Annotated in this window: 25 protein-coding genes; 18 read left to right on the top strand and 7 right to left on the bottom strand. The window is 39.8% G+C overall.

What is annotated here, in order from left to right:
- Positions 1-2 precede the first annotated feature (2 nt).
- The 6 genes from QOL23_RS04775 to QOL23_RS04750 all read left to right on the top strand — a co-directional run bounded on the left by QOL23_RS04775 (position 3) and on the right by QOL23_RS04750 (position 5,596).
- A complete protein-coding gene (locus QOL23_RS04775; protein ID WP_283400452.1) occupies positions 3-1,871 on the top strand; it encodes a TonB-dependent receptor plug domain-containing protein in 1,869 nt (622 codons plus the stop codon).
- 127 nt (positions 1,872-1,998) lie between these two features.
- Complete coding sequence (locus QOL23_RS04770) at positions 1,999-2,754, top strand: hypothetical protein (protein WP_283400451.1); 756 nt, start codon at positions 1,999-2,001, stop codon at positions 2,752-2,754.
- A 10-nt stretch (positions 2,755-2,764) separates the two neighbouring features.
- The gene (locus QOL23_RS04765) at positions 2,765-3,073 is read left to right on the top strand and encodes a hypothetical protein (RefSeq protein ID WP_283400450.1); all 309 of its coding nucleotides are present in this window, start codon (positions 2,765-2,767) and stop codon (positions 3,071-3,073) included.
- Positions 3,063-3,641, top strand: coding sequence for an adenylate kinase family protein (locus QOL23_RS04760; RefSeq protein ID WP_283400449.1), 579 nt, complete (start codon positions 3,063-3,065; stop codon positions 3,639-3,641). The genes QOL23_RS04765 and QOL23_RS04760 overlap by 11 nt, the downstream gene beginning before the upstream one ends.
- Complete coding sequence (gene rsmB, locus QOL23_RS04755) at positions 3,589-4,914, top strand: 16S rRNA (cytosine(967)-C(5))-methyltransferase RsmB (RefSeq protein WP_283400448.1); 1,326 nt, start codon at positions 3,589-3,591, stop codon at positions 4,912-4,914. Before QOL23_RS04760 ends, rsmB begins: the two co-directional genes overlap by 53 nt.
- Positions 4,915-4,945: 31 nt before the next feature.
- Positions 4,946-5,596: an HDOD domain-containing protein gene (locus QOL23_RS04750; RefSeq protein ID WP_283400447.1), complete on the top strand. Its 651-nt coding sequence runs from the start codon at positions 4,946-4,948 to the stop codon at positions 5,594-5,596.
- Here the strand turns inward: QOL23_RS04750 and truD are convergent.
- From truD to QOL23_RS04735, 3 genes are all read right to left on the bottom strand, one after another.
- Positions 5,586-6,758 carry a tRNA pseudouridine(13) synthase TruD gene (gene truD / locus QOL23_RS04745; RefSeq protein WP_283400446.1) on the bottom strand — a complete coding sequence of 391 codons (1,173 nt, stop codon included), beginning with the start codon at positions 6,756-6,758 and terminating at the stop codon, positions 5,586-5,588. The genes QOL23_RS04750 and truD overlap by 11 nt on opposite strands.
- Before the next feature lie 370 nt (positions 6,759-7,128).
- A complete protein-coding gene (locus QOL23_RS04740) occupies positions 7,129-7,629 on the bottom strand; it encodes a D-glycero-alpha-D-manno-heptose-1,7-bisphosphate 7-phosphatase (RefSeq protein WP_283400445.1) in 501 nt (166 codons plus the stop codon).
- Entirely contained in the window at positions 7,626-8,408 is a 783-nt protein-coding gene (locus tag QOL23_RS04735; RefSeq protein WP_283400444.1) for a vitamin K epoxide reductase family protein, read from the bottom strand. The genes QOL23_RS04740 and QOL23_RS04735 overlap by 4 nt, the downstream gene beginning before the upstream one ends.
- Before the next feature lie 105 nt (positions 8,409-8,513).
- On the opposite strand from QOL23_RS04735, the gene QOL23_RS04730 reads away from it, so the two are divergent.
- Positions 8,514-9,164: a carbonic anhydrase gene (locus tag QOL23_RS04730; protein ID WP_283400443.1), complete on the top strand. Its 651-nt coding sequence runs from the start codon at positions 8,514-8,516 to the stop codon at positions 9,162-9,164.
- Here the strand turns inward: QOL23_RS04730 and QOL23_RS04725 are convergent.
- The 4 genes from QOL23_RS04725 to QOL23_RS04710 all read right to left on the bottom strand — a co-directional run bounded on the left by QOL23_RS04725 (position 9,161) and on the right by QOL23_RS04710 (position 14,398).
- A complete protein-coding gene (locus tag QOL23_RS04725; protein ID WP_283400442.1) occupies positions 9,161-10,093 on the bottom strand; it encodes an acetyl-CoA carboxylase carboxyltransferase subunit alpha in 933 nt (310 codons plus the stop codon). The two genes, QOL23_RS04730 and QOL23_RS04725, sit on opposite strands and share 4 nt — an antisense overlap.
- A gap of 9 nt (positions 10,094-10,102) precedes the next feature.
- Entirely contained in the window at positions 10,103-13,555 is a 3,453-nt protein-coding gene (dnaE, locus tag QOL23_RS04720) for a DNA polymerase III subunit alpha (RefSeq protein WP_283400441.1), read from the bottom strand.
- Positions 13,556-13,670: 115 nt separating this feature from the next.
- Positions 13,671-14,078, bottom strand: coding sequence for an HI0074 family nucleotidyltransferase substrate-binding subunit (locus QOL23_RS04715; protein ID WP_283400440.1), 408 nt, complete (start codon positions 14,076-14,078; stop codon positions 13,671-13,673).
- Positions 14,069-14,398, bottom strand: coding sequence for a nucleotidyltransferase family protein (locus QOL23_RS04710; RefSeq protein WP_283400439.1), 330 nt, complete (start codon positions 14,396-14,398; stop codon positions 14,069-14,071). The genes QOL23_RS04715 and QOL23_RS04710 overlap by 10 nt, the downstream gene beginning before the upstream one ends.
- A 235-nt stretch (positions 14,399-14,633) precedes the next feature.
- Here QOL23_RS04710 and pstC point away from each other — a divergent pair, with 235 nt between their 5' ends.
- From pstC to nuoK, 11 genes are all read left to right on the top strand, one after another.
- Positions 14,634-15,557 carry a phosphate ABC transporter permease subunit PstC gene (gene pstC, locus QOL23_RS04705; RefSeq protein ID WP_283400438.1) on the top strand — a complete coding sequence of 308 codons (924 nt, stop codon included), beginning with the start codon at positions 14,634-14,636 and terminating at the stop codon, positions 15,555-15,557.
- A gap of 4 nt (positions 15,558-15,561) precedes the next feature.
- Complete coding sequence (pstA, locus tag QOL23_RS04700) at positions 15,562-16,404, top strand: phosphate ABC transporter permease PstA (RefSeq protein ID WP_283400437.1); 843 nt, start codon at positions 15,562-15,564, stop codon at positions 16,402-16,404.
- A gap of 9 nt (positions 16,405-16,413) precedes the next feature.
- A complete protein-coding gene (gene pstB, locus QOL23_RS04695) occupies positions 16,414-17,193 on the top strand; it encodes a phosphate ABC transporter ATP-binding protein PstB (RefSeq protein ID WP_283400436.1) in 780 nt (259 codons plus the stop codon).
- A gap of 195 nt (positions 17,194-17,388) precedes the next feature.
- Positions 17,389-17,724, top strand: a complete 336-nt coding sequence (locus tag QOL23_RS04690; RefSeq protein ID WP_283400435.1) for an NADH-quinone oxidoreductase subunit A — start codon at positions 17,389-17,391, stop codon at positions 17,722-17,724.
- Positions 17,721-18,191, top strand: coding sequence for an NADH-quinone oxidoreductase subunit B (locus QOL23_RS04685; RefSeq protein WP_283400434.1), 471 nt, complete (start codon positions 17,721-17,723; stop codon positions 18,189-18,191). The genes QOL23_RS04690 and QOL23_RS04685 overlap by 4 nt, the downstream gene beginning before the upstream one ends.
- 10 nt (positions 18,192-18,201) lie before the next feature.
- The gene (locus tag QOL23_RS04680; RefSeq protein WP_283400433.1) at positions 18,202-18,669 is read left to right on the top strand and encodes an NADH-quinone oxidoreductase subunit C; all 468 of its coding nucleotides are present in this window, start codon (positions 18,202-18,204) and stop codon (positions 18,667-18,669) included.
- Positions 18,669-19,835, top strand: coding sequence for an NADH-quinone oxidoreductase subunit D (locus QOL23_RS04675; RefSeq protein ID WP_283400432.1), 1,167 nt, complete (start codon positions 18,669-18,671; stop codon positions 19,833-19,835). Before QOL23_RS04680 ends, QOL23_RS04675 begins: the two co-directional genes overlap by 1 nt.
- Positions 19,836-19,843: 8 nt before the next feature.
- Positions 19,844-20,788: a complex I subunit 1/NuoH family protein gene (locus tag QOL23_RS04670; RefSeq protein ID WP_283400431.1), complete on the top strand. Its 945-nt coding sequence runs from the start codon at positions 19,844-19,846 to the stop codon at positions 20,786-20,788.
- A 12-nt stretch (positions 20,789-20,800) separates the two neighbouring features.
- Positions 20,801-21,322, top strand: a complete 522-nt coding sequence (locus QOL23_RS04665) for a 4Fe-4S binding protein (RefSeq protein ID WP_283400430.1) — start codon at positions 20,801-20,803, stop codon at positions 21,320-21,322.
- Positions 21,312-21,794, top strand: a complete 483-nt coding sequence (locus tag QOL23_RS04660) for an NADH-quinone oxidoreductase subunit J (protein WP_283400429.1) — start codon at positions 21,312-21,314, stop codon at positions 21,792-21,794. Before QOL23_RS04665 ends, QOL23_RS04660 begins: the two co-directional genes overlap by 11 nt.
- 1 nt (position 21,795) lies before the next feature.
- The gene (gene nuoK, locus QOL23_RS04655; RefSeq protein WP_283400428.1) at positions 21,796-22,104 is read left to right on the top strand and encodes an NADH-quinone oxidoreductase subunit NuoK; all 309 of its coding nucleotides are present in this window, start codon (positions 21,796-21,798) and stop codon (positions 22,102-22,104) included.
- Position 22,105 lies beyond the last annotated feature (1 nt).

Genomic DNA, 22,105 nt, shown 5'->3' with positions numbered 1-22,105 from the left:
AGATGAAAAAACTGCTTTTAGCTGCAACGATTTTTGCAGCAGTAAATGCTTATGCGCAGACGCCAGAGATTCAAATTACGGCGACAAGAGTGGCTGTTCCTGTTGACCACGTAGGCGATGACGTTGATATCATCACTAAAGAGCAGATTAAAAAGTATGGGTTTACCAGTATCGCAGACGTTTTGAAGTACGTTGCCGGAATTACAGAGAGTTCCAACGGTGGATTCGGACAGACGACAAGTGTTTACATGTTGGGGCTTCCTACTAAGTATATCCTTGTAATGATTGACGGTGTTCCAGTTAACGACCCTTCGTCTCCTGATACTCAAGCAAATTTTAGTTATATAGATTTGAGTAACGTTGAAAGAATAGAAGTTTTAAAAGGACCTCAGGGAGCTCTCTACGGTTCTGAAGCGATTGCAGGTGTTATTAACATCATTACTAAAAAACCTAAGAAAAATGAATTTAAGGTAGGACTGGAAGGCGGGAAATATAAGACTTTTAAGGAAGACCTTTATTCTGCATTAAAGCTAAAAGGTGGATACCTTTCTCTTTCTTTTGAAAATTTCAAAACTAACGGATTTAGCGCGTCAAATGAAAAAGCAGGTAGTGGGACTTACGATCCGGATAACGATGGTTATAACTACAGAACAGGTTGGCTAAGCTGGGGATGGGATTTAAATGATTCTACTAAACTTACAGGGAATATTAAACTTAAAGGTGGAAAAGTGGAATACGATAGTGCTAATAATGGCGTTCCTGTTCCTGATGCGCATACTTCTTATAATAACTTTTTCACCAGTTTAAAAATAGAATCTGCTCTGTCGAACAACTTATTGTTGACCGCAAAGTTTGGAAATAATAAGGAAGAAAGGTTCAGTATAGATACAGGGATTGGCAACTATACGGGTATTACAAGGTATGCTTCTTTTCAAATTACCAATTATTTCGGTTCTTCGTTTGTTAATTTTGGTACATCTTACAAACAAGAAATAGGAAGATGCATTTATGACTATCCTGCCTGGAGTTTTACTACTACCTCAGTAGCCAATTTACATACACGTTCGATATATGGAGAATTTCATAGTGATTTAAATGCTTCACATTTCACTTTTGCTCTAAGAAGAGACTTTCATAGCCAATTTGGAGCTAAAACTACTTATAAGGTATCAGCATCTTACGATGTAAAAACAACTGAAACTACCTTGAAGGTGCAATATGGAACAGGTTTCAGGGCACCATCTGTTTATCAGCTTTATGCCAGAGGCGCGTTTTTTGGTATCTATGAAGTGATAGGAAATCCGAATCTTAAACCAGAAACGAGTGAAGGATGGATTTTAGGTGTAGCGCAGAGAATGCCTTTTGTAAAAGGGAGAATAGATATTAACTACTTTAAAAATCATGTTTGGAATCCAATTGTCTATGAAAGTAGTGCAAATCCTAATTACCAGAATGCGTCCAAAGGGTTGTCGGAAGGAGCAGAAATTAGACTATCTATTTCTCCGATTAAAAACTTTAGTTTATGGGGAACTTACACTCATCAGCATGTAGATGGTGATGATGATTTCACTCTTAGAAGACCTGAGATAATATATATAATGGGTTCTGATTATTTATTTGGAAAAACTAAATTCTCTTTTTGGATAGAACACTATAGTGCAAGAGCGGATAAAGATTACTCAAGTTCTCCTGCTAAAATTGTTTCTCTTTCACCGTTTACTACTTACAATTGTTATCTTTCCTACAGGCTCAACAACAAAGTTAAATTCCATATTAAAGGCGTGAACTTAACTAACAAAAAATACGAGCTTGCCTACGGTTATAACACTATGGGAAGAGCAGCCTTCGCAGGCATTGACATCTCCTTCTAAGGATTTCAAGCCCCTCATACGAGGGGCTTCATTAACTTTCTTTATTCAAACATAAACTTTCCAAATAACACAAATTAATCTGAATCTGTTAAAATGACTTCAATCTGTTTTGTTGGGAGGAAAGAGTATGAGAATTAAAAAGCTTCTAACCGCCGCGCTTATTTCAACTTTACCCTTTATGGGAAATGCAGTAGCGAAAAGCGTTTCTAACAATTGTGTTGCTTATACGCAGTTAGATAACGTTTGTGCTACAGTTCCTGAATTTAAGTCCTACTATAAAAAGTATAAAGCTGAAGTAATTCAAAAGGTAGGTAAGGGTAACTGGTATTTTAACCTTGCTGATGAAGTTCAGGCAGCGAAAGAACTTATGCTTCAGAAGCTTCTTTTACATGAGGCAGAAAAAAACAATATAGAAAAGACGAAGTGGTTTAAGAAGTATCTTCCAGAAATAGAGGATGCGAAGAAAGAAATTAAAAACTGGGTAAAGGAACAGGTAAAGAAAGGCAAAATCCCCCCCACCCAAGCTCCTTTAGTAGAAAAACGCCTTATACAAAGAGCAGTTAACGGCTACAAAGTAAAAGCATATCTTGATATGGTTTTAAAAGATGCCATAAGGGTAACGAGGGAAGATATAGAAAACTTTTTCTCTGCTCATAAAGGTGAGTACGGACTTTCTCCTGACCCGGATAAACCAAACCTAAAAGTTATAAATAAAAGAGACCTTGTAGAAGCAATTAGAGAGGAGAAGAAGCAGGTTGCGGCAGCTCAGCTTGCAGATTATCTATTCAAGAAATACAAAGTAAAAGTAAACGTTGAGTTACTCAAAAAGCTGGATAAAGTTGTTAATGCTGGTCAGAACTTTAAAGCCAAAGATACAAAATAGGGAGGTGTGAATGATTCTGTCTTTCGGAGAAATTCAGGAACCGCATGAAATTGTTAACATCGCTTACTCCTTTGCACAGCAGAAGCAATCTGTATGGTTTGAAGAAGAGCTTCCCATTGACCCAGTTATGCGAGTTGTTGGAATGCTTGAACAGCAGGCTGAACAGTTAAAGGCGGATGGAGTTAAAAACATTAAAATTCAGATTGTTCAGGGCGTAGATAAAGATGGTGACCCGGTTATTAACGTTTGGGGAATGGGAACAATCATAAAACTTAAGAACAAACAAGAGAATCAAGAAGAACCTTCTGATGCCAACTAAAAATCCTCCCTCCCCTCGCGGGAGGGTTAAACTCAGAATAACCATCACAGGCACTCCAGGAACTGGCAAAACTACCGTTTCAAAACTCCTCGCACAGCGTCTTGAATTACCTCTTTATGAACTTTCAAAGCTAATAAAAGAAGAAAAGCTCTATACTTCTTACGATGAAAAAAGAAACTCTTACGTTGTTGATACAGATGCTCTGAGGAGATTCTTTGAAGAGAAAGAATCTTTTATCGCTGAAGGAATGGTAGCTCATTATATACCTTCAGACGTTTTGGTTATCCTTCGCCTTAAACCTGAAGAAGTAAAAAAGCGACTGAAGATGAGAGGGTATTCTGAAGAAAAAGTAGTAGAGAACGTAGAATCGGAGAAGTTAGCAGTAATAGCTACAGAAGCGTTAGATTCTCCCGCTTCTCCTAAAATTCTTCATATTGATACTACCGGCAGGACGCCAGAAGAAGTTGCTGAACTTATATTAGAAGGAATAAAAGGAAAGGAGATATTTGACGACGTTGACTGGCTGGAAGACGAGATTTTTGGCTCTGAAAATCCTGATATTTACTGAAAGAGAAAACTTTAAACGCTTTAAGCCGTTTCTTGACAAATACACTAAAGACTTACCGCCTCTTGACAGGGCTTTTGTGAGAGAGATTGCTTCTGGGACAGTTAGATTCTTAAGGCTTCTTGACTTTTCTATTGAAAAAGCTACCGGTAAAAATCCTGCAAAGCAAAAAATCCCCACCCGCAACGCCCTCCGCCTTACAGCTTATCAATTGTTCTTCACCGGCATTCCCCCTTACGCTGCAATCAACGAAACCGTTGAAGCCTTTAAAAGAATTGCCGGTAAAAAGGCTGCAGGTTTTATCAACGCCGTTTCAAAGAAATTGATAAATTTTGACTACAAAAGCGCCGTTAACGAAATAAGAGACCCGATTGAAAGGCTTGCCGTTTTCCACTCTTTTGAAACCTGGATGGTAAAGAGGTGGCACAACTTTTACGGACAGAACCTTGAACGCTTGCTTGAGAGTTTGAACGAGGTTGCTCCTCTCTACCTTCGCGTTAACGCTCTCAAAATAAATGTAGGTGAGTTTTTAAAACTCCTTGAAGATAAAGGTTTTGGCTTTGAACAGCATCCATTCCTGAAAGAGATGGTCAGGATAAAAGGTAGAGTTGCAGTTGAAGAGCTACCTGGATACGAAAGTGGTTTCTTCTACATACAGGACCCTGCTTCTTACCTTGCAGCGTATCTGCTTCAGCCAAAACCTGGCGAAAGAATATTGGACGTAGGCGCTGCTCCGGGAGGAAAGACAACCGCTATTGCTGCCCTTACAGGAAACGAGATGGAAATCTACGCCGTTGATGTCAGCAAAAGTAGGATGGAACTTTTAAAAGAAAACTGCAAGAAGCTTGGCGTTAAGAACGTTAAACCTGTTATTACCGACATTTCAAAAGATAGGTCCTTCATTGAAAAGCATAAGAATAGCTTTGACAGGATACTCATTGACGCTCCATGCAGCGCAACAGGCGTTATCAGGCGTCACCCTGAAGGCAAGTGGAACAAAAGTTTATCTTTGATTAAAACCAACGCTTCCATTCAAAGAGAATTGATAAAGTCGGCAGTTAAACTTTTAAAACCTGGTGGCGTTTTACTTTTTAGCGTTTGTTCTTTGGAGAAAGAGGAGGGGGAAGCCCATGTAGCGCTTTTTAAAAACCTTAACTTGAAGCCTCAACCGTTTGAAGAAGTCAAGAATTTCCTCTACCCTGACTCTAACGTTTTGCGGGTTTTCCCCTATAGAGATGGCATGGACGGATTTTTCTATACCCGCTGGAATGTATAATTACTCTACTACGCAAAAGAGGGAGGAGAGGATGTCCAACTTAGATAGGCTTGAACTCAACCGAGAAGTGATGCTCAGGCTTATAAAAGGTTTAATAGAAGGGGAAGAACTTAACGAGATAGCTCAAATAATAAGCCTTGACCCAAACCTTTCTGCAAGGCTTTTAAAGTTTATCAATTCCCCCTTTTTCGGTCTCAGAAAGGAGATAAAGTCTATCGTTCAGACGGTTGCTTATTTAGGATATAAGAACCTTAAAGACTACATATTCGTTCTCCTTACTTCTTCATTTCTGAAAACTAAGAGTCGCGATGAGATGAAAAATACTATAAAGTTTGCCTATCTCCTTAGAGGATTGGCGGAAAAACTCCTTCCTGAACATTCCGATGAGGCTTACATGGTGGGGATTTTAGACCCGGTAAAAGATGAAATTGGTGAAGAGATAAGAGAAATTCTTGAGAAAGCTGGCGTTTCAGAGTACGTAATAAACGGCTTGTTGGACGATAACAGCAAGTTGGGGAAAATTAAGAGATTAGGGAAAAAACTGATGGAGCTTTGCGGCGATTTAACTTCAGGAAAGAACGTTAACATTCCAGAAGAGTTTTCCATGTTTACAAAAGAGGAACTGGTGGAAATATGCCTTTCTGCTGAAGATAAGGCTCAGAACATTCTTTCTACCCTTTAATGAGGAATCTTAGTAAAACTGTTGCGTAGGAACCGGGAGGGAGGGTAAACTGCAGTTTAACGTGCTTTTTCGTCTTCTCTAAAATGCGGAAATCTTCAGGCTTTACGATTGCCTTTCTCAGTCCATCTGTCATTACCACCATTCCTGCTGTTTCTTTATCAAACCACTCTTCTTTCACGCCGTATTTCTTGAATACCTTTTTCATCACTTTCTTCAGTTTGGGGTCTTCAGGTTTGTAAACGTGACCGGTGTAAGGTATTTCTAACTTTTCTAAGTGCTTGAAATCGTGAACCTTCAGGTAGTATGAGAGTTTCCAGTTGTTTATAAAGGGAATTCTTACAAAGGGGTATTTCATTTCAACGTATTCTCTTAACGTTTCATTCCACAGAAAGCTCTGAAATGCAAAGTTAAACATTAAGCGGACGTTTTTGGGCAGTATCCTGAACGCTTTTTCGGCTGGCAGCCCTCTCATTAACCCTTTTATTAGGTCTTTTTCATACTCTTCAAGGGCAGGTGAGAGGGTTTTGTATAGCTTTTTCCAGTCACCCCAGTAGTCAACGGTGGATTTTCCAAAAAAGTAACTTCTCAAAGCGCCGTCAAAGTCTCCTTTTAGAATGTATCTTAGAACGAAATCATCTCTGCTCTTTACGCTTCCAAATCTCTGTTCACCAAAATAGTTTGGAAAGCCGTAGGATTTAACTATTTCAAGGTTCCGGTAAAACTTTCCTCTTAGATTTTTTTCAAAATTTCTTACGGTTATCGTAAACCTGTTTCCCTTCAAATCTCCTAAATTCAGTTTTCTATTTACCTTGCCTAAAATTTCAACGCAAAAACCTGTTTCTTTCCCTACGTTAACAGTTTCTTTTCTTACCCACCGATTGTTTTTTATTCCAAAGCAGCAGCTTTCAACGGTATAAGAGTCAGGAATCGTTAAATACTGCGTTGTGACTGCAAATTTATCCTTCAGTCCTGCAAACCCTATTTCTTTTAGGGGAATCTTTAAAAATCGGGATAGAATCCTTACGGCTTCTAAAGTAGATGTGTTGGATTTGTGAAGTTTTAATAGATAAAAGTTGCCGCTTTCTTTAGGTTCTAAAATTGGCAGTTCTTCTACTACAAAATCTTCTGGTTTTTGCTTTATCTTTGTATATAGCTTAACCATCTTTCAACATTAAATGTTGATTTTGAGATTGGTATGTTAGCAAAATGCGGAACCTAAATGGTATATAATCAAAACTATGAGCAGGAAATATGACTATTATAAAGACTTGTTTGGAAAAGCTTTTACTGTATCCGTTCTTCTAATAGGTGCAACTGTAAGTTCTCTTAAAACAGAAGGCATTAATTTCTGGAATATATTGGGAGCTATACTAAGTGTTACAGGGATGGCTATTTCATATAAGTTAAATCTAAGATATAAACTTTTGGCGGAGGATAGCGATGATTGAAGCAATTTTAGCGTTTCTATTAGTATTGGCATTTTTATTAGCTTTAGCCCTACCTGCTTTGAAGACTACTCCTAAAGTTCAGCATTAATTCTTAAAAAATTCCACTACAAACTGTGCTGCTTTTAAAAAGTTGTCAAAAGGGTAACTCCCCACTTTTAAACTACACTTCATTCCAGCTTTAAAACCAAATTCAACGTCTGAATCTTTATCACCTATCATCACGCTGCTTTTAAGGTCTATGCCTATCTCTTTAGCTGCTTTTAATGCAAGCTCTATTTTAGGCTTACGGCAGGTGCAGTTATCGTCTGGTTTATGTGGGCAGAAGTAAAAAGCGTCTATCTGAACGTTAAACGGTTTTAATAGCTCCTGTAGTTTATTGTTTACTGCCCAAAAGTCTTTCTCTTCAAAGTATCCCCTGCCAATTCCAGATTGGTTGCTTACTACTATGAGGAGGTATCCGTTGTCTTTCAGTAGTTTTAATCCTTCACCAACGCCCTCAAGCAAAATTACTTTCTCCGGCTCGTGTATGTATCCCGGGTCATGAATAAGGGTATTATCCCTATCTAAAAACGCAGCTTTTTTCATTTTGCGTCGTCCGTGCAGTTTGTTATATCGCTGTCTATCGGGCAGAATCCAGAAAGTGAATTCTCTTCTATTGTAGTGTTTTCCTCTTCGTTCCCTTTAAAAAGGAAATCTTCTATGTTTTTATCCCCTATTACTATGATTTTTTCTGCTTTCTTATTAACTACTAAAACAGGAACTTCCTTTATGTTTAGGCTTTTAAGGAATGAGATGCACTTTTGGGCGTTTAATTTTTCAAGCTTTACACCTTTTTCTTCGGCTTCCTTCATAACTTTTTCGCAGTGGGGACATCCTTCTTTGTAAATTATCGTATAAGTAGCACTAAAGCTTACATTGTTTGTTCCTGCAGGTTTAAGCATAAACATCACGAACAAGACACTGACGAAGGTTAAGAAACCGGTAAGAACAAATCTTCTTTCTATACTCCTTATTAAAGTAAGAACTACAAAGGTTAGAAATACTGTAATGCAGAATATACATATGGTTTTTACCCTGAAGAGTTGGTATCCAACGAAAACACCTTCCGCACTTAAGGCTGTTATAAGTAAGGCATCTATAAGTTTCTGGCACACCTCTTTTTTACAGAGAGATAAAAGAAAAATTGCTAAAAAAACTAAAAGTCCTACTAAAACGATTACTGCGTCGGAAAAGCGAACGCTTTCGGCGACTATCCTGCACCCTTCCGTTGAACAGATGCTTTTGTGGAGTAGGTTGGAAATAAATTCAGCAGACGTAAGGAGTATCCCAAATAGGAGTACTATTTTGAATAGTCTTTCTTTCATAGGTTCCCTCCGGGAATATATATATCCATAAATTTATAAATGTCTGCCTTACAAAGAAAGGGGTTGTTTCTGTTACAATACTTTACTAAAGAAGTGGGGGAAGCTATGACTCCCAAAACCGTTATTGAAAGCATATTTTCCGAAAACGATGAGTTTGTTTCTTCTAAAGGTAAAGATTTCTTTGAAACTCACATTCACGAACAAAAACCTCTGATAACGCTTGTAACCTGTTCTGATGCGAGAGTTCAACCCAGTATTTTTTCAAGCGAGTTGATAAATAACGTTTTTGTCATAAGAAACATAGGAAATCAGATTGAGAACAACGTTGGTTCTGTTGATTACGGCGTTTTTCACCTTAGGACACCAGTTCTTCTCATTTTAGGTCACGTTCATTGTGGGGCGATAAAAACCTTTTTAGAAGGTTATGAAGATGAATCTATGAGTATCAGGCATGAGCTTGACCACTTGTGCATTCCCGTTTCAAGAGTAGAGAGAACAGGAGACTTTGAAAAGGATTGGTTGATGGCTGTAGAAGAAAACGTTCACTGGCAGGTAAGAATTGCCGTTGAAAGGTACGGCGTTTTAATAAAAAGGAACAGGCTTGCCGTTGTTGGGGCTGTTTATGATTTTGCCAACTATTACGGTAAAGGTTATGGAAGAATCTTAATTGTAAATCTGAACGGCGATAAAAATCCTAAGAGAATAAGGAAAAATCCCCTCCTCTCCAACCTGCCTCTTGAAAAGGTTATTCCTTAAATTCCTATCCTTCTAAACTTTGCGTATCTATCTTCTCTAAGCTCTTTGCCGGAGAGTCTCATCAGTTCGTCAAGATGCTTCTTCACGTAAGTTTTAAAGTTCTTAAACGTTGTATCCCAATCCCTGTGTGCACCTTCTAACGGTTCAGGAATGATTTCATCAATTATTCCCAACTCAAGTAAATCCTTAGCCGTTAACTTTAGCGCTTTAGCCGCCTCTTTAACTTTATCCTGCGACTGCCACAAAATAGCGGCGCAACCTTCCGGAGAGATAACAGAGTAAATGGCGTTTTCAAACATTAAAAGCCTGTTAGCAACGCTTATAGCCAAAGCTCCTCCTGAACCGCCTTCTCCTATTACCACGCTTACTACAGGAACTGTTAACTTTGCCATTTCGTAAAGGTTTCTTGCTATGGCTTCCGACTGCCCTTTCTCTTCTGCCTCTATCCCAGGAAAAGCCCCCGGCGTATCAACAAGGGTAATTATCGGTTTCCCAACCTTTTCTGCTAACTTCATAACTCTTAAAGCTTTTCTATAATCTTCAGGAACGGGCATTCCGAAATTTCTTGCTATTTTCTCTTTTGTGTCTCTACCTTTTTCCTGTGCTATCACGCAGACAGGGATTCCCTCAAATTTTGCAAAGCCTGCAATTATTGCTTTTCCATCTCCGCAGTGTCTATCTCCGTGAAGCTCAACGAAATCTTTGAAAGTAGCTCTTATAAAATCAATAGAATGTGGTCTATCTGGATGTCTTGCTATTTGAACCCTATCCCAGGCTTCAAGGTTTTCGTAGAACTCTTTTATTTTCTTCTGAAACTTTTTTTCTATCTCCTCAATAACCGCTGGCTCAAACTTCTCCATAGACTTCAGTTCCTCAATCTTTCTTCTTAATCTATCCACCTGCTTTTCAAATTCAAATAACGCGCTCATCTTTCAACCTCAAGCAACACTTATTCTTTCTCTTGGTAAAATTTTCCCTAATTCGCTAAATACCTGTGTTTCAATAGGTAACGAAAACTCAGGGTGTAGTTGCAATTTTACAAAACAATCTCTTAGTTTCATTTCTAAAACTACCGGTTTTCCGTTTGGGCTGGAAAGCTTTTCCAGCGTTTTCTTCAGTTCTTCAAGGAAGTTGTCCGTAAGCTCCTCATCGGTCAGTTTAAGAACAACCTGGTTGACCTTTTCAAATACTTGTCTATTTAAAGGTTCTACGTTCTTTGCAATTACCGATTTGCTTTCCTCTTCCTCCCTTACGCTTCCTTCAATTACGACTACATTTCCTTCCGTTAAAAGTTCCATTGTTTCTTTAAATACGTTGGGAAATACCAAAACGTTTACCGTTCCATCCATATCTGAGAGTTCAACGTTTGCCCAAAGCTCTCCTCTCTGGGTTCTTCGCGTTTTCACTTCTGTGATAGCTCCAACCAACCTAACTTCCTGGTCGTCTTTCCACTCTTCCTTTTCGGCTGTTGAGTTAAATCCAAACTTTATGAAATCCTTGTATTCAAGGAGAGGATGTCCTGACAGGTAAAAGCCTATGGATTGTCTTTCATACTCAAGTTTTATCCTTTCAGGCCACTCTTCCACTTCAGGAATTTCTTTGTTTACTACAGATACTTCATCTCCAAATAGGCTCATAAGACCTTTGCTTTTGGATTTCTGTATGCTCTGTGCGGCAGACATTGCTTTATCTAACACCTCCAAATTGGCGGCTCTACTGATTCCTGTTGAATCAAAGGCGCCAGCTTTTATTAGCGACTCTATTACCTTTCTGTTTACAACCTTCAGGTCAACCTTTTCGCAGAAATCGTAGATATCTTTAAATGCACCTTCTTTTTCTCTTACCTCTACGATGTGTTGCGCTGCTTTCTCTCCCACTCCCTTTATACCGGCGAGTCCAAACCTTATTCCTTCCCCTTCAATAGAGAACATGGCGTTACTTCTGTTTACATCCGGCGGATATACAGGAATGCCGTTTTCTCTGCAGTCTTTCATTAACTTCACGATTTCATCAGTTTTATCGTAGTCAATAGACATCATTACAGTCATTAACTCTTTTGGATAGTGCGCTTTTAAGTAAGCTGTTACGTAAGCTAAAAATCCGTAAGCTGCAGAGTGAGATTTGTTAAATCCGTATTCGGCGAATTTGGCTATATCGTCAAATAGTTTTTCTATCTTGTCTCTCGGATATCCTCTCTCAACCGCCCTTGTAACAAATATATTCCGCTGTTCTTCCATGATTTCTTTTTTCTTCTTACCCATAGCACGGCGGAGAAGGTCAGCTTCTCCTAACGAGTATCCTGCCAAGATGTTGGCAATCTGCATTATCTGTTCCTGATAGATGAAAAGCCCGTAAGTCTCTTTCAGAACAGGTTCAAGTTCCGGGAATATGTAGTCAACTTCCTCTTCGCCGTGCTTACGTTTTATGTAACTTTCTGCCATTCCGGAGTTTAGGGGACCGGGGCGGTAAAGAGCAACTAAAGCAATTATGTCTTCAAAAACTGACGGCTTGAGGCGTTTCATCAGGTTTCTCATGCCGCGAGATTCAAGCTGGAACACTCCTACGGTGTTTCCTTCCTGAAGCAACTTAAACGTCTTTTCATCATCTAAAGGCAGTTTTGTGGGTTCTATCTTTACTCCATGCCTTTCTTCAATTAGCCTGATGGTTCTATCTATGATGGTTAACGTTTTGAGTCCTAAAAAGTCCATTTTCAGCAGACCTAAAGCTTCAACCTGCCCCATGTCAAACTGAGTAGTAACGTCTCCGTCCTTACTTCTTGCTAACGGAATGAAATTCGTAAGCGTTTCGGGGGCTATAACGACACCGGCTGCGTGAACTCCCGTTTGTCTGGCAAGCCCTTGAAGCCTTTTGGCAATTTCTATCAGTTTCTTTATGGTTTCATCTTTCTCTGTTAGCTCTTTTATTTCCGGTGCTTTCTCTACTGCCTCTTCAACAGACTTTGCGTCGGAAGGTATGAGTTTCGCAAACTTATCAACCTCTTTTGCAGGCATTCCTAAAACTCTTCCGACATCTCTAACAACCATTTTTGTTTTCATGGTGCCAAAGGTGATTATCTGGCACACTTTGTCTTCGCCGTACTTATCTCTAACGTATTGGATTACCCTGTCTCTTCCTTCCTGACAGATGTCAACGTCAATATCTGGCATTGTCACCCTTTCAGGGTTTAAGAACCTTTCAAAAAGCAGGTTAAACCTTATCGGGTCAATATCGGTTATTCCTATGGCGTAGGCGACTAAAGAACCTGCTGCTGAGCCTCTACCTGGTCCTACGGGGATGCCGTTTTTCTTTGCCCAGTTGATGAAATCCCAAACGATAAGGAAGTAACCGGGAAATCCCATGTCGGAGATGATTTTAAGTTCATGTTCTAACCTTTCGTAGTATTTCCTCTTTGTTTCGCCGTCTTTTATCCCCTGCTCTTTAAACCTTCTTTCAAGTCCTTTATGGGCAAGCTCTCTAAGGAAGCTTTCGTACGTGTAGCCTTCAGGAACTGTGTATTTAGGTAGCAGGTAGTCAGAAGACTCAAATGTTGGTAGCGTATCTTCTACTTTTTCGGCTATTTTGAGTGTGTTGTAAACAGCATGTGGAATTTCCGAGAACACTTTTAGCATTTCTTCGGCGTTTTTGAAGTAGAACTCTTTTGTCGGAAACTTCATACGCTTTTCATCTGAGAGTTTCTTTCCGGTTTGAAGGCATAGGAGAACGTCGTGGGCTTCCCAGTCGTCGCGGTTTAAGTAGTGAGCGTCGTTGGTTGCGACTAATTCAATATCTAACTCTTTTGATAGCTGAGTTAGAAACCTGTTTGCTCTTTCCTGGTCTCTCAGCCCGTGGTATTGAACTTCAAGGTAGAAATCATCTCCGAAGAGTTCTTTATACCACTTGGCTGCGTTTTTTGCTTCCTCTTCCTTTCCCTGCAAGTAAAGTAGAGGTATTTCTCCCTGAACGCAGGCAGAGAGGGCTATTAACCCTTCGCTGTGCTTTTCTAAAACCTCTTTATCAATACGTGGTTTATAGTAAAACCCTTCTAAGAAGGCTATGGAAGAAAGTTTCATGAGGTTTTTTAAACCAGTGTCGTTTTTGGCTAAAAGAACCAGGTGGTAACTTCCTTTCTCTCCTTCGTTTCCTTTCTTTTTGTCAAACCTTGAGCCTTTTGCTATGTAAAACTCCTGCCCGATTATCGGTTTAATTCCTTTACTTTTGCAGGTTTTGTAAAGTTCGTATGAGGCGAACATGTTGCCGTGGTCTGTAACTGCTACTGCAGGCATACCGTATTCAATGGCTTTATCTATTAACTCGTTTATTTTGATTGCGCCATCAAGAATTGAGTACTGCGAGTGAAGGTGGAGGTGGACGAAATCGCCTTTGTTTGCCATTTGGGGCTCCTTTAAAGAGAAATTCCTTGATTATAAGGAAAGATACGAAAAATCCCCTCCTCCTGCAAACAACCAAACTACCTGGAAACGTCGGAGAAAGCTGATTAACTGCGATTTAAATTTCTGTGTTCTTGAAAGTTTCCAGGATTTTTTCCATTAAAGAGTAATATTCTTTCAATTTCGGAAGGATTAAATCAACCAGTTCTCTCCTATAAACGTGAGATAGATAATTTCTGCTATCAAGCATTTCAATGGCTGACTCATACTCTTCGTAAGTTAAGTAGTTTAATTGAAAAAGCGTTTTAATAACCCGTTTAGGAGAAACTACGTCTATCCCTTCTTTATCTCTCAAAAACTCTTTTGCTGTTTTCCAGAATAGTTCAAAACACATCTCAAACTTTTGAATCTGTCCACTTTCTATAACATCTCTTATTTCTTGTGGAAAATCTGACAAATTTATTTCTAATGCTTTAGAAAAATCTCTTAATGCCTTCTCAAATTCCTCAAGTTTTCTTACAGCCATCGTATTCCTTCCTTTTTGATAATTTCCTTCATTTCCTCTGGTAACAGGTCAAAGTTCAAAATATCCGCTTCAAAAGGAACTATACTTTCTTCAAGTTTATCTTCTAACTGCCACCTGAACTTTCTAAATTCTTTTTCAGAAAGACCGGAAACAGCTATATCTACATCCGAATGGCGTTTAAAATCCCCCCTCGCTCTTGACCCAAATAGATAAACTTTGCAGCGTTTCCCTTTTAAGAGAGAAATAACCATTTCTTTGAACTTTTCAAGAAATTCTTCTTCTTTCTTATAGTCTATCTGTTTGTTAACTTTTAATACCAACGAATACCTCTTAGATAAGTTCGGTGAAACAATAAAATAAATGATATAAAAATCCCCCCGAGACTTTCCAACCAACCCAACTTACCATTACTAATATTAATCCCTGAATTTTGATTCACTCTTCTTTATATAACTTTTTGCGGATTGTTCTTAACAAATTCTTAACAAAACTGGTTCGGTAAAGTGGTAAATTTATTCTGTAAAATTCCTCTACCAAAGCTTGCGGAGTACGGTTGTGAAAAAGTCAAAATTGGTTGACTGGACCTTTGGAAAAGTAGCCTTTGTATCGGCTTTACTGCTTCTATTAATTCTGTTTGCCCTATTTGTCGTTCTTTATAAAGAATCCTCTCTGTCTATTCACACTTTTGGTGTCTGGAAGTTCATTACCTCAAAAGTATGGAATCCTCCAGCTGAAAAATTTGGTGGTGCGCCTGCTATCTTTGGAACGATAGTAAGTACCATAATCTCAATATTCATCGCCGTTCCTGTTGCCATAGGGATAGCGATATTCCTTACAGAGATTGCTCCTCCTTTCCTTAGAACCCCTGTTGGCGTTGCAATAGAACTTTTGGCGGCTATCCCCTCCATTATTTATGGTATGTGGGGACTTTTCTACTTTGCTCCTTTTATGAGAGATAAACTGCAACCAGTCATTCATGCAACTTTAGCTAAACTCCCTGTTATAGGGGAGTGGTTTTCCGGTTATACTCCTGGTATAGGACTTTTAACAGCTTCTATCGTTCTTTCAATAATGATTCTTCCCTTTACTGCCGCCATTTCAAGAGATTCTTTTAAAATGGTACCTGATATCCTGAAGGAGTCAGCTTACGCTTTAGGAGCAACCAAGTGGGATGTAATGAAAGACGTTGTTATACCTTATGCAAAGCTTGGTGTTATTGGCGGAATTATTCTTTCTTTGGGAAGGGCTTTAGGTGAAACTATGGCTGTTACCTTTGTTATGGGTAACCAGCCTGTAATCCCCCACTCCCTTCTTGAGCCTGCAACTTCAATTACCGTTACTCTTGCCAACGAATTTACAGAAGCAGATACAGACCTTTACCTTTCAAGCCTCTTCTACCTTGCTTTAATCCTTTTTGTTATGAGTTTTATTGTAATAGTTGTTGGGAAGTTTTTCTTCTTGAAGAAAGTAGAGAGGTAACGTTGTGGATGCTTTTAAAAGGAGAAAATTAGCTAATGCGGTAGTTCTGTTTCTTTCAACGGCAGCGGCACTTTTTGGAATAATGTGGCTATTCTGGATATTAGGAACTCTCCTTTATAAAGGGCTTTCTACTTTATCTTTAGAAGTTTTCATAGGTAATCCACCAGCTCCCGGCGATAATACCGGGGGACTCAAGCACGCCATAGTGGGGCAGACGCTAATTGTCCTTACTGCTACTGTAATAGGAATTCCGCTTGGTATATTGGCAGGTACTTACCTTTCTGAGTACGGTAAAGGTAGTAAGTTGGCGAATTTTATAAGAGACATGTCTGATGTGATGATGAGCGTTCCTTCCATAGTTGTAGGAACGTTTATATATGCCATTTTAGTTAAACCGGTAGGACACTTTATGGGATTTGCCGGTGCTTTATCTCTTGCCATTATGATGATTCCCATAATACTGAGGACTACTGACGATATGCTTCGTATGGTTCCACCAGAACTAAGAGAAGCAGCTTACGCTCTTGGGGCTACAAAATTCAAAGTTATAAAGGATGTTGTTTACCGCTCAGCGATAACTGGTATTTTAACCGGGGTTATTCTTGCTGTGGCGAGAATTGGTGGCGAAACAGCACCTCTCCTCTTTACATCCTTTAACAATAACTTTTTTACTCTTGATATGACCCAGCCGATGGCATCCCTTACGGTTACGATGTATGATTATGCCATGAGCCCTTACGAATACTGGCAAAAATTAGCGTGGGCAGCAGCTATAATTCTTACGTTTGGCGTTTTGGGTGCAAATATATTGGGTAGAGTTATAGCTCACTGGAAGTTTAAAAAGTAAGGAGGAATAATGGCTTACGTTATAGAGCACGGTTTAACTCCAAAGATAACCGTTGAAAATCTTAACTTTTACTACGGCGATAAGCACGTTTTGAAAAATATCTCTTTTAAGATACCTGAAAATAAGATAACAGCGCTTATAGGACCATCCGGTTGCGGTAAGACCACGCTGTTGAGATGCTTTAACCGTATGCACGACCTTTATCCCGGTAATAGATATGAGGGAAAGATAATCCTTGATGGGGAAAATATCTTAGAACCAGATTACGACCTTATAAAGTTGAGAACCCGTGTAGGAATGGTGTTTCAAAAACCGACTGCTTTCCCTATGTCTATTTTTGATAACGTTGCTTACGGATTGAGACTTAAGGGGATAAAGAACAAGAGTGAACTTGAAGATAGAGTAGAAAAAGCTTTGAAAGATGCAGCTTTGTGGGATGAAGTAAAAGATAGACTTAAAGACCCAGCTTCAGGACTTTCCGGAGGACAGCAGCAGAGGCTCTGTATAGCGAGAGCAATTGCTGTTGAACCGGAAGTTTTACTTTTTGATGAACCTACATCGGCTCTTGACCCCATTTCCACTGCGAAGATAGAGGAGTTGGTTGTTAGCTTTAGGGGTAGGTTAACTATTGTGATTGTGACCCATAATATGCAGCAGGCTGCGCGAGTTTCAGACTTTACCGCTTTCATGTACTTAGGAGAGCTAATAGAATTTAATAAAACAGAAGAGATGTTTATCAAGCCGAAAGAAAAGTTAACTGAGGATTACATTACAGGAAGGTTTGGTTAATAAAAGGATTGGAGAAAGTCTAAGGAAAGTAGCTCTATTTTCTTCCCCATATAAATAATTCCCTATATTTTGCTTCTTGAATCCATTTGATATACTCATTTGCGAACTTTCTGTTTACACTATCTTTACAAATTATTTACATTTTGTTTACAATTTGGTAGTATAGTTGAAAGTAACCAACAGCGGAGAGGAAATATGCTCTACGATTTTATAGTCTTTATAGTTGTCATTACGCTTGCTGCTCTTCTTATATGGCTTATGTCCGTCGCAATAGCGCCGAGGAATCCCCATCCTGTAAAGGACGATACCTACGAGTGTGGGTTACCTGCTCCTGAGCCGATTATCTCCAGTGTTAACTTTCAGTATTACTTTTACGCAATAATATTCATAGCTATGGATATAGCAGGTGTATTCTTCGTTCTTTACGTTATAGGTAATAGTAATCCTGCTTACGGTTGGTTCTTCGTTCTGTTCGCCTTCCTTTTAATGATTCCCCTTTCCTACGTAATGCTTGGAGGAAAAAGAGAATGATTCTGAAATTTTTTGACTGGAGCAGGTCAAATTCGCCGTGGGGCGTTCACTTTTGTAGTGGTTGCTGTTCGTTGGAAGTTTTAGCTCTTATGTCCCCACGCTTTGACTGGGAAAGGTACGGTTTTATGATGGTGCCGAGTCCAAGACAGGCAGATTTCATCATAGTTACGGGTCTCGTTTCAAGGAAAGTTCTTCCTGTTCTATTAAGGGTTTATCAGCAGATGCCTGAACCGAGATACGTTTTCGGTATGGGTGCGTGTGCAGGAGGTGGCGGTCCGTACTGGGATTCCGATTTCGTTGCAGTTGACGTTTCTCAGTACATCCCTTTTGACGTTTTCGTTCCCGGATGCCCACCTAATCCAGAAGCTACGCTGGAAGGTCTTTTAAGGCTTAAGGAGATAATAAAGAGAGATAAGGTAAACGCTGCTGCTAAATATCCTAACAGAATGGAAGAGTTAAACTACTAAGGGAGAGCAGATGTTGGAAGAGATAAAGGAGATTGTTGAGAAAGAGTTTGGGCTTGAAGGTAAGAGTTTTGATACGAACGTTCTATTGATAAGATGTGAAAGGGACAAACTAAAGAATTTGATGAAGCTCTTGAAGGAAAAAGGTTTTAACTACCCTCATACAGTTTCCGTTGTGGATTATACACCGAAGGAAGAGGGCTTTGAGGTTAATTACGTTCTTGAAGATATTGTAGCTAAAAAGATGGTTATTGTAAGAGTTAAACTTGATGAAAATGACCTTTCCATACCTACCGTTAGCGATATTTTTCCGGCTCTTCAGCCTCATGAGAGAGAATGTTGGGAAATGTTTGGCGTTAACTTTGTTGGTAATCCAAGACTTGAGGTAATGCTTTTACCTGAATGGGCTGAAGGTTGGTTTCCTCTTAGGAAATCTTACGACTTTGAGAAACACAGAAAGCCTTCTAAGGAGAAGAAGTAATGAGCAGTATTGAGAACGCAGGATACTCCTTTACGATAGAGAGCAAGAAAGAAGTTAACGGTAAAGATTTAGGGCTTTTGAAAGAGAAGATACTGCAGCTTAACTGGGGTGTTCAGCATCCGGCTTCCGGTCCTATGAGGCTAAAGGTATGGATTGATGGAGATGTAGTTGTAAAAGTTGACCCTGATATCGGTTACGTTTTGAGGCTTTTAGAAAAGCTTGTTGAGTATAGAACCTGGATTAACGCAATTGTAAACGTGGAAAGAGCCTGCTTTATGGACGATTTTGGCACGATGGTTGGTTATTCTATTGCTGCGGAAAAGATAGCAGGAGTTGAAGTTCCAAAAAAAGCAGATTACGTAAGGGTTATTCTTGCAGAAGGTGGAAGGATAGTTAGTCATCTTATAGGTCTCGGAAGTTTCGTTGGCGTTTTAGGTGTTCATACTCCTATGCAGTGGGCTTTAATCGCAAGAGAAAAATTCTTGGATGCCTTTGAGGTTTATTCTGGTCAAAGGATTGCTACTTCTTCAATAGTTCCTGGCGGAGTGAGGTATGAACCTACGGGTAAATTCGTAGAGAAAATGATAGAGGCAATAGACTTTTTAGAGAAGGAATTTGTTCCAAGATATGAGGAAGTATTTATAGATAACCCTACGTTAAAAATTAGAAGTGTTGATGTTGGAACGGTGACGAAGGAGAAAGCAATTGAGTTAGGAATGGCAGGACCTCCTTTGAGGGCTTCCGGCGTTGAATCGGATATAAGGAAAGACTACCCTTACGCAGCTTATGGGGAATTAGACTTTAAAGTTATTACCAGAACGGAAGGAGATTGTTACGCAAGATACTTAGTAATCTGGGAAGAGATAAAAGAGTCTGCAAGAATTATCAGACAGGCGATAGAGGGACTGCCAGAAGGTGATTACAGGGTAAAGTTTCCTGTGAAGCTACCTCCCGGTGAGGCTTACGTTAACGTTGAGTGGGCGAGAGGGTGTTTTGGTTTTCACCTGATTAGTGATGGTGGTACAGGTCCTTACAGGTTGAAGATGAGGTCGCCGTCTTTTGCAAACCTCTGGGCTTTACCTGAAATAATGAAAGGCGTTAAGCTGGCGGATGTTCCTGTAATTTTTGCCTCCCTTTACATGTGCCACGGTGATATAGACAGGTAGGAGGAACTATGGAAGCGTGGATAAAAGCGATTTTCTTTCCGGGATTTTTCTTTCTGTTGGTTGTGTTTTTGATGATTTTTTACCTTGAGAGAAAGGTATTGGCTGATATTCATTTGAGGGTAGGTCCTTATTACGTTGGTAAGTGGGGACTTTTACAGACGACAGCAGACGTTTTTAAGCTGTTTCAGAAAGAGTTCATAATTCAGAGGCGTGCGAATAAGCTGCTGTTTTCTCTTATACCTTTTGTTGCTTTTGTAATGGTTGCAATTCTTATAGCTTTTATTCCGTTTTCTGAACACGTTTACATAGTTAGTACCAGTTTTGACCTGTTGGTTTCTCTTGCAATAGTAACGAGTATGCCTCCCATATTCTTCTATGCAGGCTGGGCTTCAAAGAGTAAGTATTCATTTATTGGCGGTTTGAGAGTGGTAAACCAGATGATTTCCGGTGAGATTCCTCTCTGGCTTTCTGCCCTTGCAGCAGCGCTTCTTCACGGAACGCTAAATCACGTTCGCATAGTTGAGGGAACCTCTTTCCTGACGTTCTTAGCTCTGATTCCTGCCCTTTTGATTTTTATAACGGCAACGCTTGTTGTTACCGATAGACCGCCGTTTGATATACCAGAAGCTGAACAGGAAATCGTTTACGGTTTTATGACAGAATTTGGTGGATTTAACTACGCTATACTTTCTGTTGCAAAGCTCATAGAACTTTTTGCCCTGTTCGCTCTTGCTACGGTTCTCTTCTTAGGTGGTTTTAAAGGTCCTGTTTTGCCTGGTATTGTGTGGTTTTTCCTGAAGATAGCTGTTCTCTACCTTTTCACTTTCGCTTTGAGGGCGTCCACGCCTCGTATAAAGATGGACCAGCTTCTCAAGTTTTGCTGGAAAGCGTTGACGCCGTTAGCGTTGCTTAACCTTGCTTTTGTAATCGTTTTAAAGATGTTCCTTTTTTAAAGGAGTTTGAAGATGAAGGATGAAATGAGAGAGCTTTCTATGATGCCTGTAAGGGCTTTACAGAAGGTTGTAAGGGTTTCCAAAGCGCTGTTTCGCGAAAAGGCGACGGAAATCTGGTGGGATAAGGGTATAAAGAGGGAACTTCATTATAGGGGTAAGCACGTAATAAAGGCAGAACTCTGTATAGGTTGCTCTCTCTGTGCGAGGTCGTGTCCTGTTAACTGTATAGAGATGGTTCCTACCGGGGTAAAAAAGCCAAGAGCTGTTCCAAAGGTAAGGGCGAGTGAGTGTATCTTCTGCGGTTTGTGTGAAGATGCCTGTCCGACAAAACCTCAGAAAGCTATTCAACTTACAGATAACTACAGCATGTTGGTTGAACCGGGAACGTGGGACAGGTTGACAGGCTACGTGTTTGAACCGGAAAACCTTGAGGCTGCCATAGAAAAGGCGAAGAAGATGGAAGAACTGATAGAGAAGAAAAAGCAGGAAGCGCTGAAGAAGAAACAACAGCAGGAGAAGAAAGATGAGCGGTAACGTTTATTTCTGGATTATATACGCTGTGATAATAGCTTCAGCTATTGTTGCTCTTGAAGCGTCGTCTCTGTTGTGGGCAGCTATCTCTTTTGTCATTCTCCTTTCTGAGATAGCAATTGTTTACTTTGGTTTGGGTATGCCTATACTGGGCGGCGTTCAGCTTGCCATATATGCCGGTGGTGTAACGATACTGGTTCTCTTTGCCATAATGATGGTAGGTGAAAGTTATAGAAAACCGCCGGGTAAAGCTGTTACTGCGATAGTTCTGAGTTTGCTTCTGGTGATTTTAGGAACGGGTCTTTCCTTCTTCAGCGCCATAGATACTTTTCCTTACAAAGTCTACTCTACGGAGTTTTTAGGAACGGTGTTTGTTAAGAACTACTCTTTCTTCGCAATTATTTTGGGCTTTATAGTTTCGGCAATTCTCTACCTTGCCAACGCGATTATTACGAAGAAGCGGGAGGCTAAGTAAAATGCTTTTAACTGCGGACGTTCACTACTACCTGTTTCTGTCTTTCTCTCTGTTTGCCGTTGGTGTTTACGGTTTGCTTTCCCGTAAGTCTGTGATAAGGATGCTCTTTTCCATAGAGATGATTATCAACGCTGCAAATATTAACTTCGTTGTCTTTTCGGCTCAGAGAAACGTGGATGGAGAGATATTTACCTTCTTTACCATAGGTCTTGCTGCTCTTGAGGCTGCTGTTGGTCTTGCGATAGTAATCGTTTTCTACAAGCGGTTTGGTGAGGTTATCCCATCCAAAATAAGAAATTTGAGGTGGTAGG

The sequence above is a fragment of the Desulfurobacterium pacificum genome (assembly GCF_900182835.1).
In the GTDB taxonomy this organism is placed as follows: Bacteria; Aquificota; Aquificia; order Desulfurobacteriales; family Desulfurobacteriaceae; genus Desulfurobacterium_B; species Desulfurobacterium_B pacificum.
This window is presented reverse-complemented; position numbering and strand designations above follow the sequence as displayed.

Excerpts from the sequence above, each read along its gene's own strand:
- QOL23_RS04750 (WP_283400447.1), top strand. The coding sequence starts at position 4,946 with ATGTCCAACTTAGATAGGCTTGAACTCAACCGAGAAGTGATGCTCAGG.
- pstB (WP_283400436.1), top strand. The coding sequence starts at position 16,414 with ATGGCTTACGTTATAGAGCACGGTTTAACTCCAAAGATAACCGTTGAA.
- QOL23_RS04775 (WP_283400452.1), top strand. The coding sequence starts at position 3 with ATGAAAAAACTGCTTTTAGCTGCAACGATTTTTGCAGCAGTAAATGCT.
- QOL23_RS04735 (WP_283400444.1), bottom strand. The coding sequence starts at position 8,408 with ATGAAAGAAAGACTATTCAAAATAGTACTCCTATTTGGGATACTCCTT.
- QOL23_RS04680 (WP_283400433.1), top strand. The coding sequence starts at position 18,202 with ATGTTGGAAGAGATAAAGGAGATTGTTGAGAAAGAGTTTGGGCTTGAA.
- QOL23_RS04760 (WP_283400449.1), top strand. The coding sequence starts at position 3,063 with ATGCCAACTAAAAATCCTCCCTCCCCTCGCGGGAGGGTTAAACTCAGA.
- truD (WP_283400446.1), bottom strand. The coding sequence starts at position 6,758 with ATGGTTAAGCTATATACAAAGATAAAGCAAAAACCAGAAGATTTTGTA.
- QOL23_RS04665 (WP_283400430.1), top strand. The coding sequence starts at position 20,801 with ATGAAGGATGAAATGAGAGAGCTTTCTATGATGCCTGTAAGGGCTTTA.
- dnaE (WP_283400441.1), bottom strand. The coding sequence starts at position 13,555 with ATGGCAAACAAAGGCGATTTCGTCCACCTCCACCTTCACTCGCAGTAC.
- QOL23_RS04685 (WP_283400434.1), top strand. The coding sequence starts at position 17,721 with ATGATTCTGAAATTTTTTGACTGGAGCAGGTCAAATTCGCCGTGGGGC.
- QOL23_RS04675 (WP_283400432.1), top strand. The coding sequence starts at position 18,669 with ATGAGCAGTATTGAGAACGCAGGATACTCCTTTACGATAGAGAGCAAG.
- QOL23_RS04670 (WP_283400431.1), top strand. The coding sequence starts at position 19,844 with ATGGAAGCGTGGATAAAAGCGATTTTCTTTCCGGGATTTTTCTTTCTG.
- QOL23_RS04740 (WP_283400445.1), bottom strand. The coding sequence starts at position 7,629 with ATGAAAAAAGCTGCGTTTTTAGATAGGGATAATACCCTTATTCATGAC.
- nuoK (WP_283400428.1), top strand. The coding sequence starts at position 21,796 with ATGCTTTTAACTGCGGACGTTCACTACTACCTGTTTCTGTCTTTCTCT.
- QOL23_RS04730 (WP_283400443.1), top strand. The coding sequence starts at position 8,514 with ATGACTCCCAAAACCGTTATTGAAAGCATATTTTCCGAAAACGATGAG.
- QOL23_RS04765 (WP_283400450.1), top strand. The coding sequence starts at position 2,765 with ATGATTCTGTCTTTCGGAGAAATTCAGGAACCGCATGAAATTGTTAAC.
- QOL23_RS04715 (WP_283400440.1), bottom strand. The coding sequence starts at position 14,078 with ATGGCTGTAAGAAAACTTGAGGAATTTGAGAAGGCATTAAGAGATTTT.
- QOL23_RS04725 (WP_283400442.1), bottom strand. The coding sequence starts at position 10,093 with ATGAGCGCGTTATTTGAATTTGAAAAGCAGGTGGATAGATTAAGAAGA.
- QOL23_RS04660 (WP_283400429.1), top strand. The coding sequence starts at position 21,312 with ATGAGCGGTAACGTTTATTTCTGGATTATATACGCTGTGATAATAGCT.
- QOL23_RS04770 (WP_283400451.1), top strand. The coding sequence starts at position 1,999 with ATGAGAATTAAAAAGCTTCTAACCGCCGCGCTTATTTCAACTTTACCC.
- QOL23_RS04690 (WP_283400435.1), top strand. The coding sequence starts at position 17,389 with ATGCTCTACGATTTTATAGTCTTTATAGTTGTCATTACGCTTGCTGCT.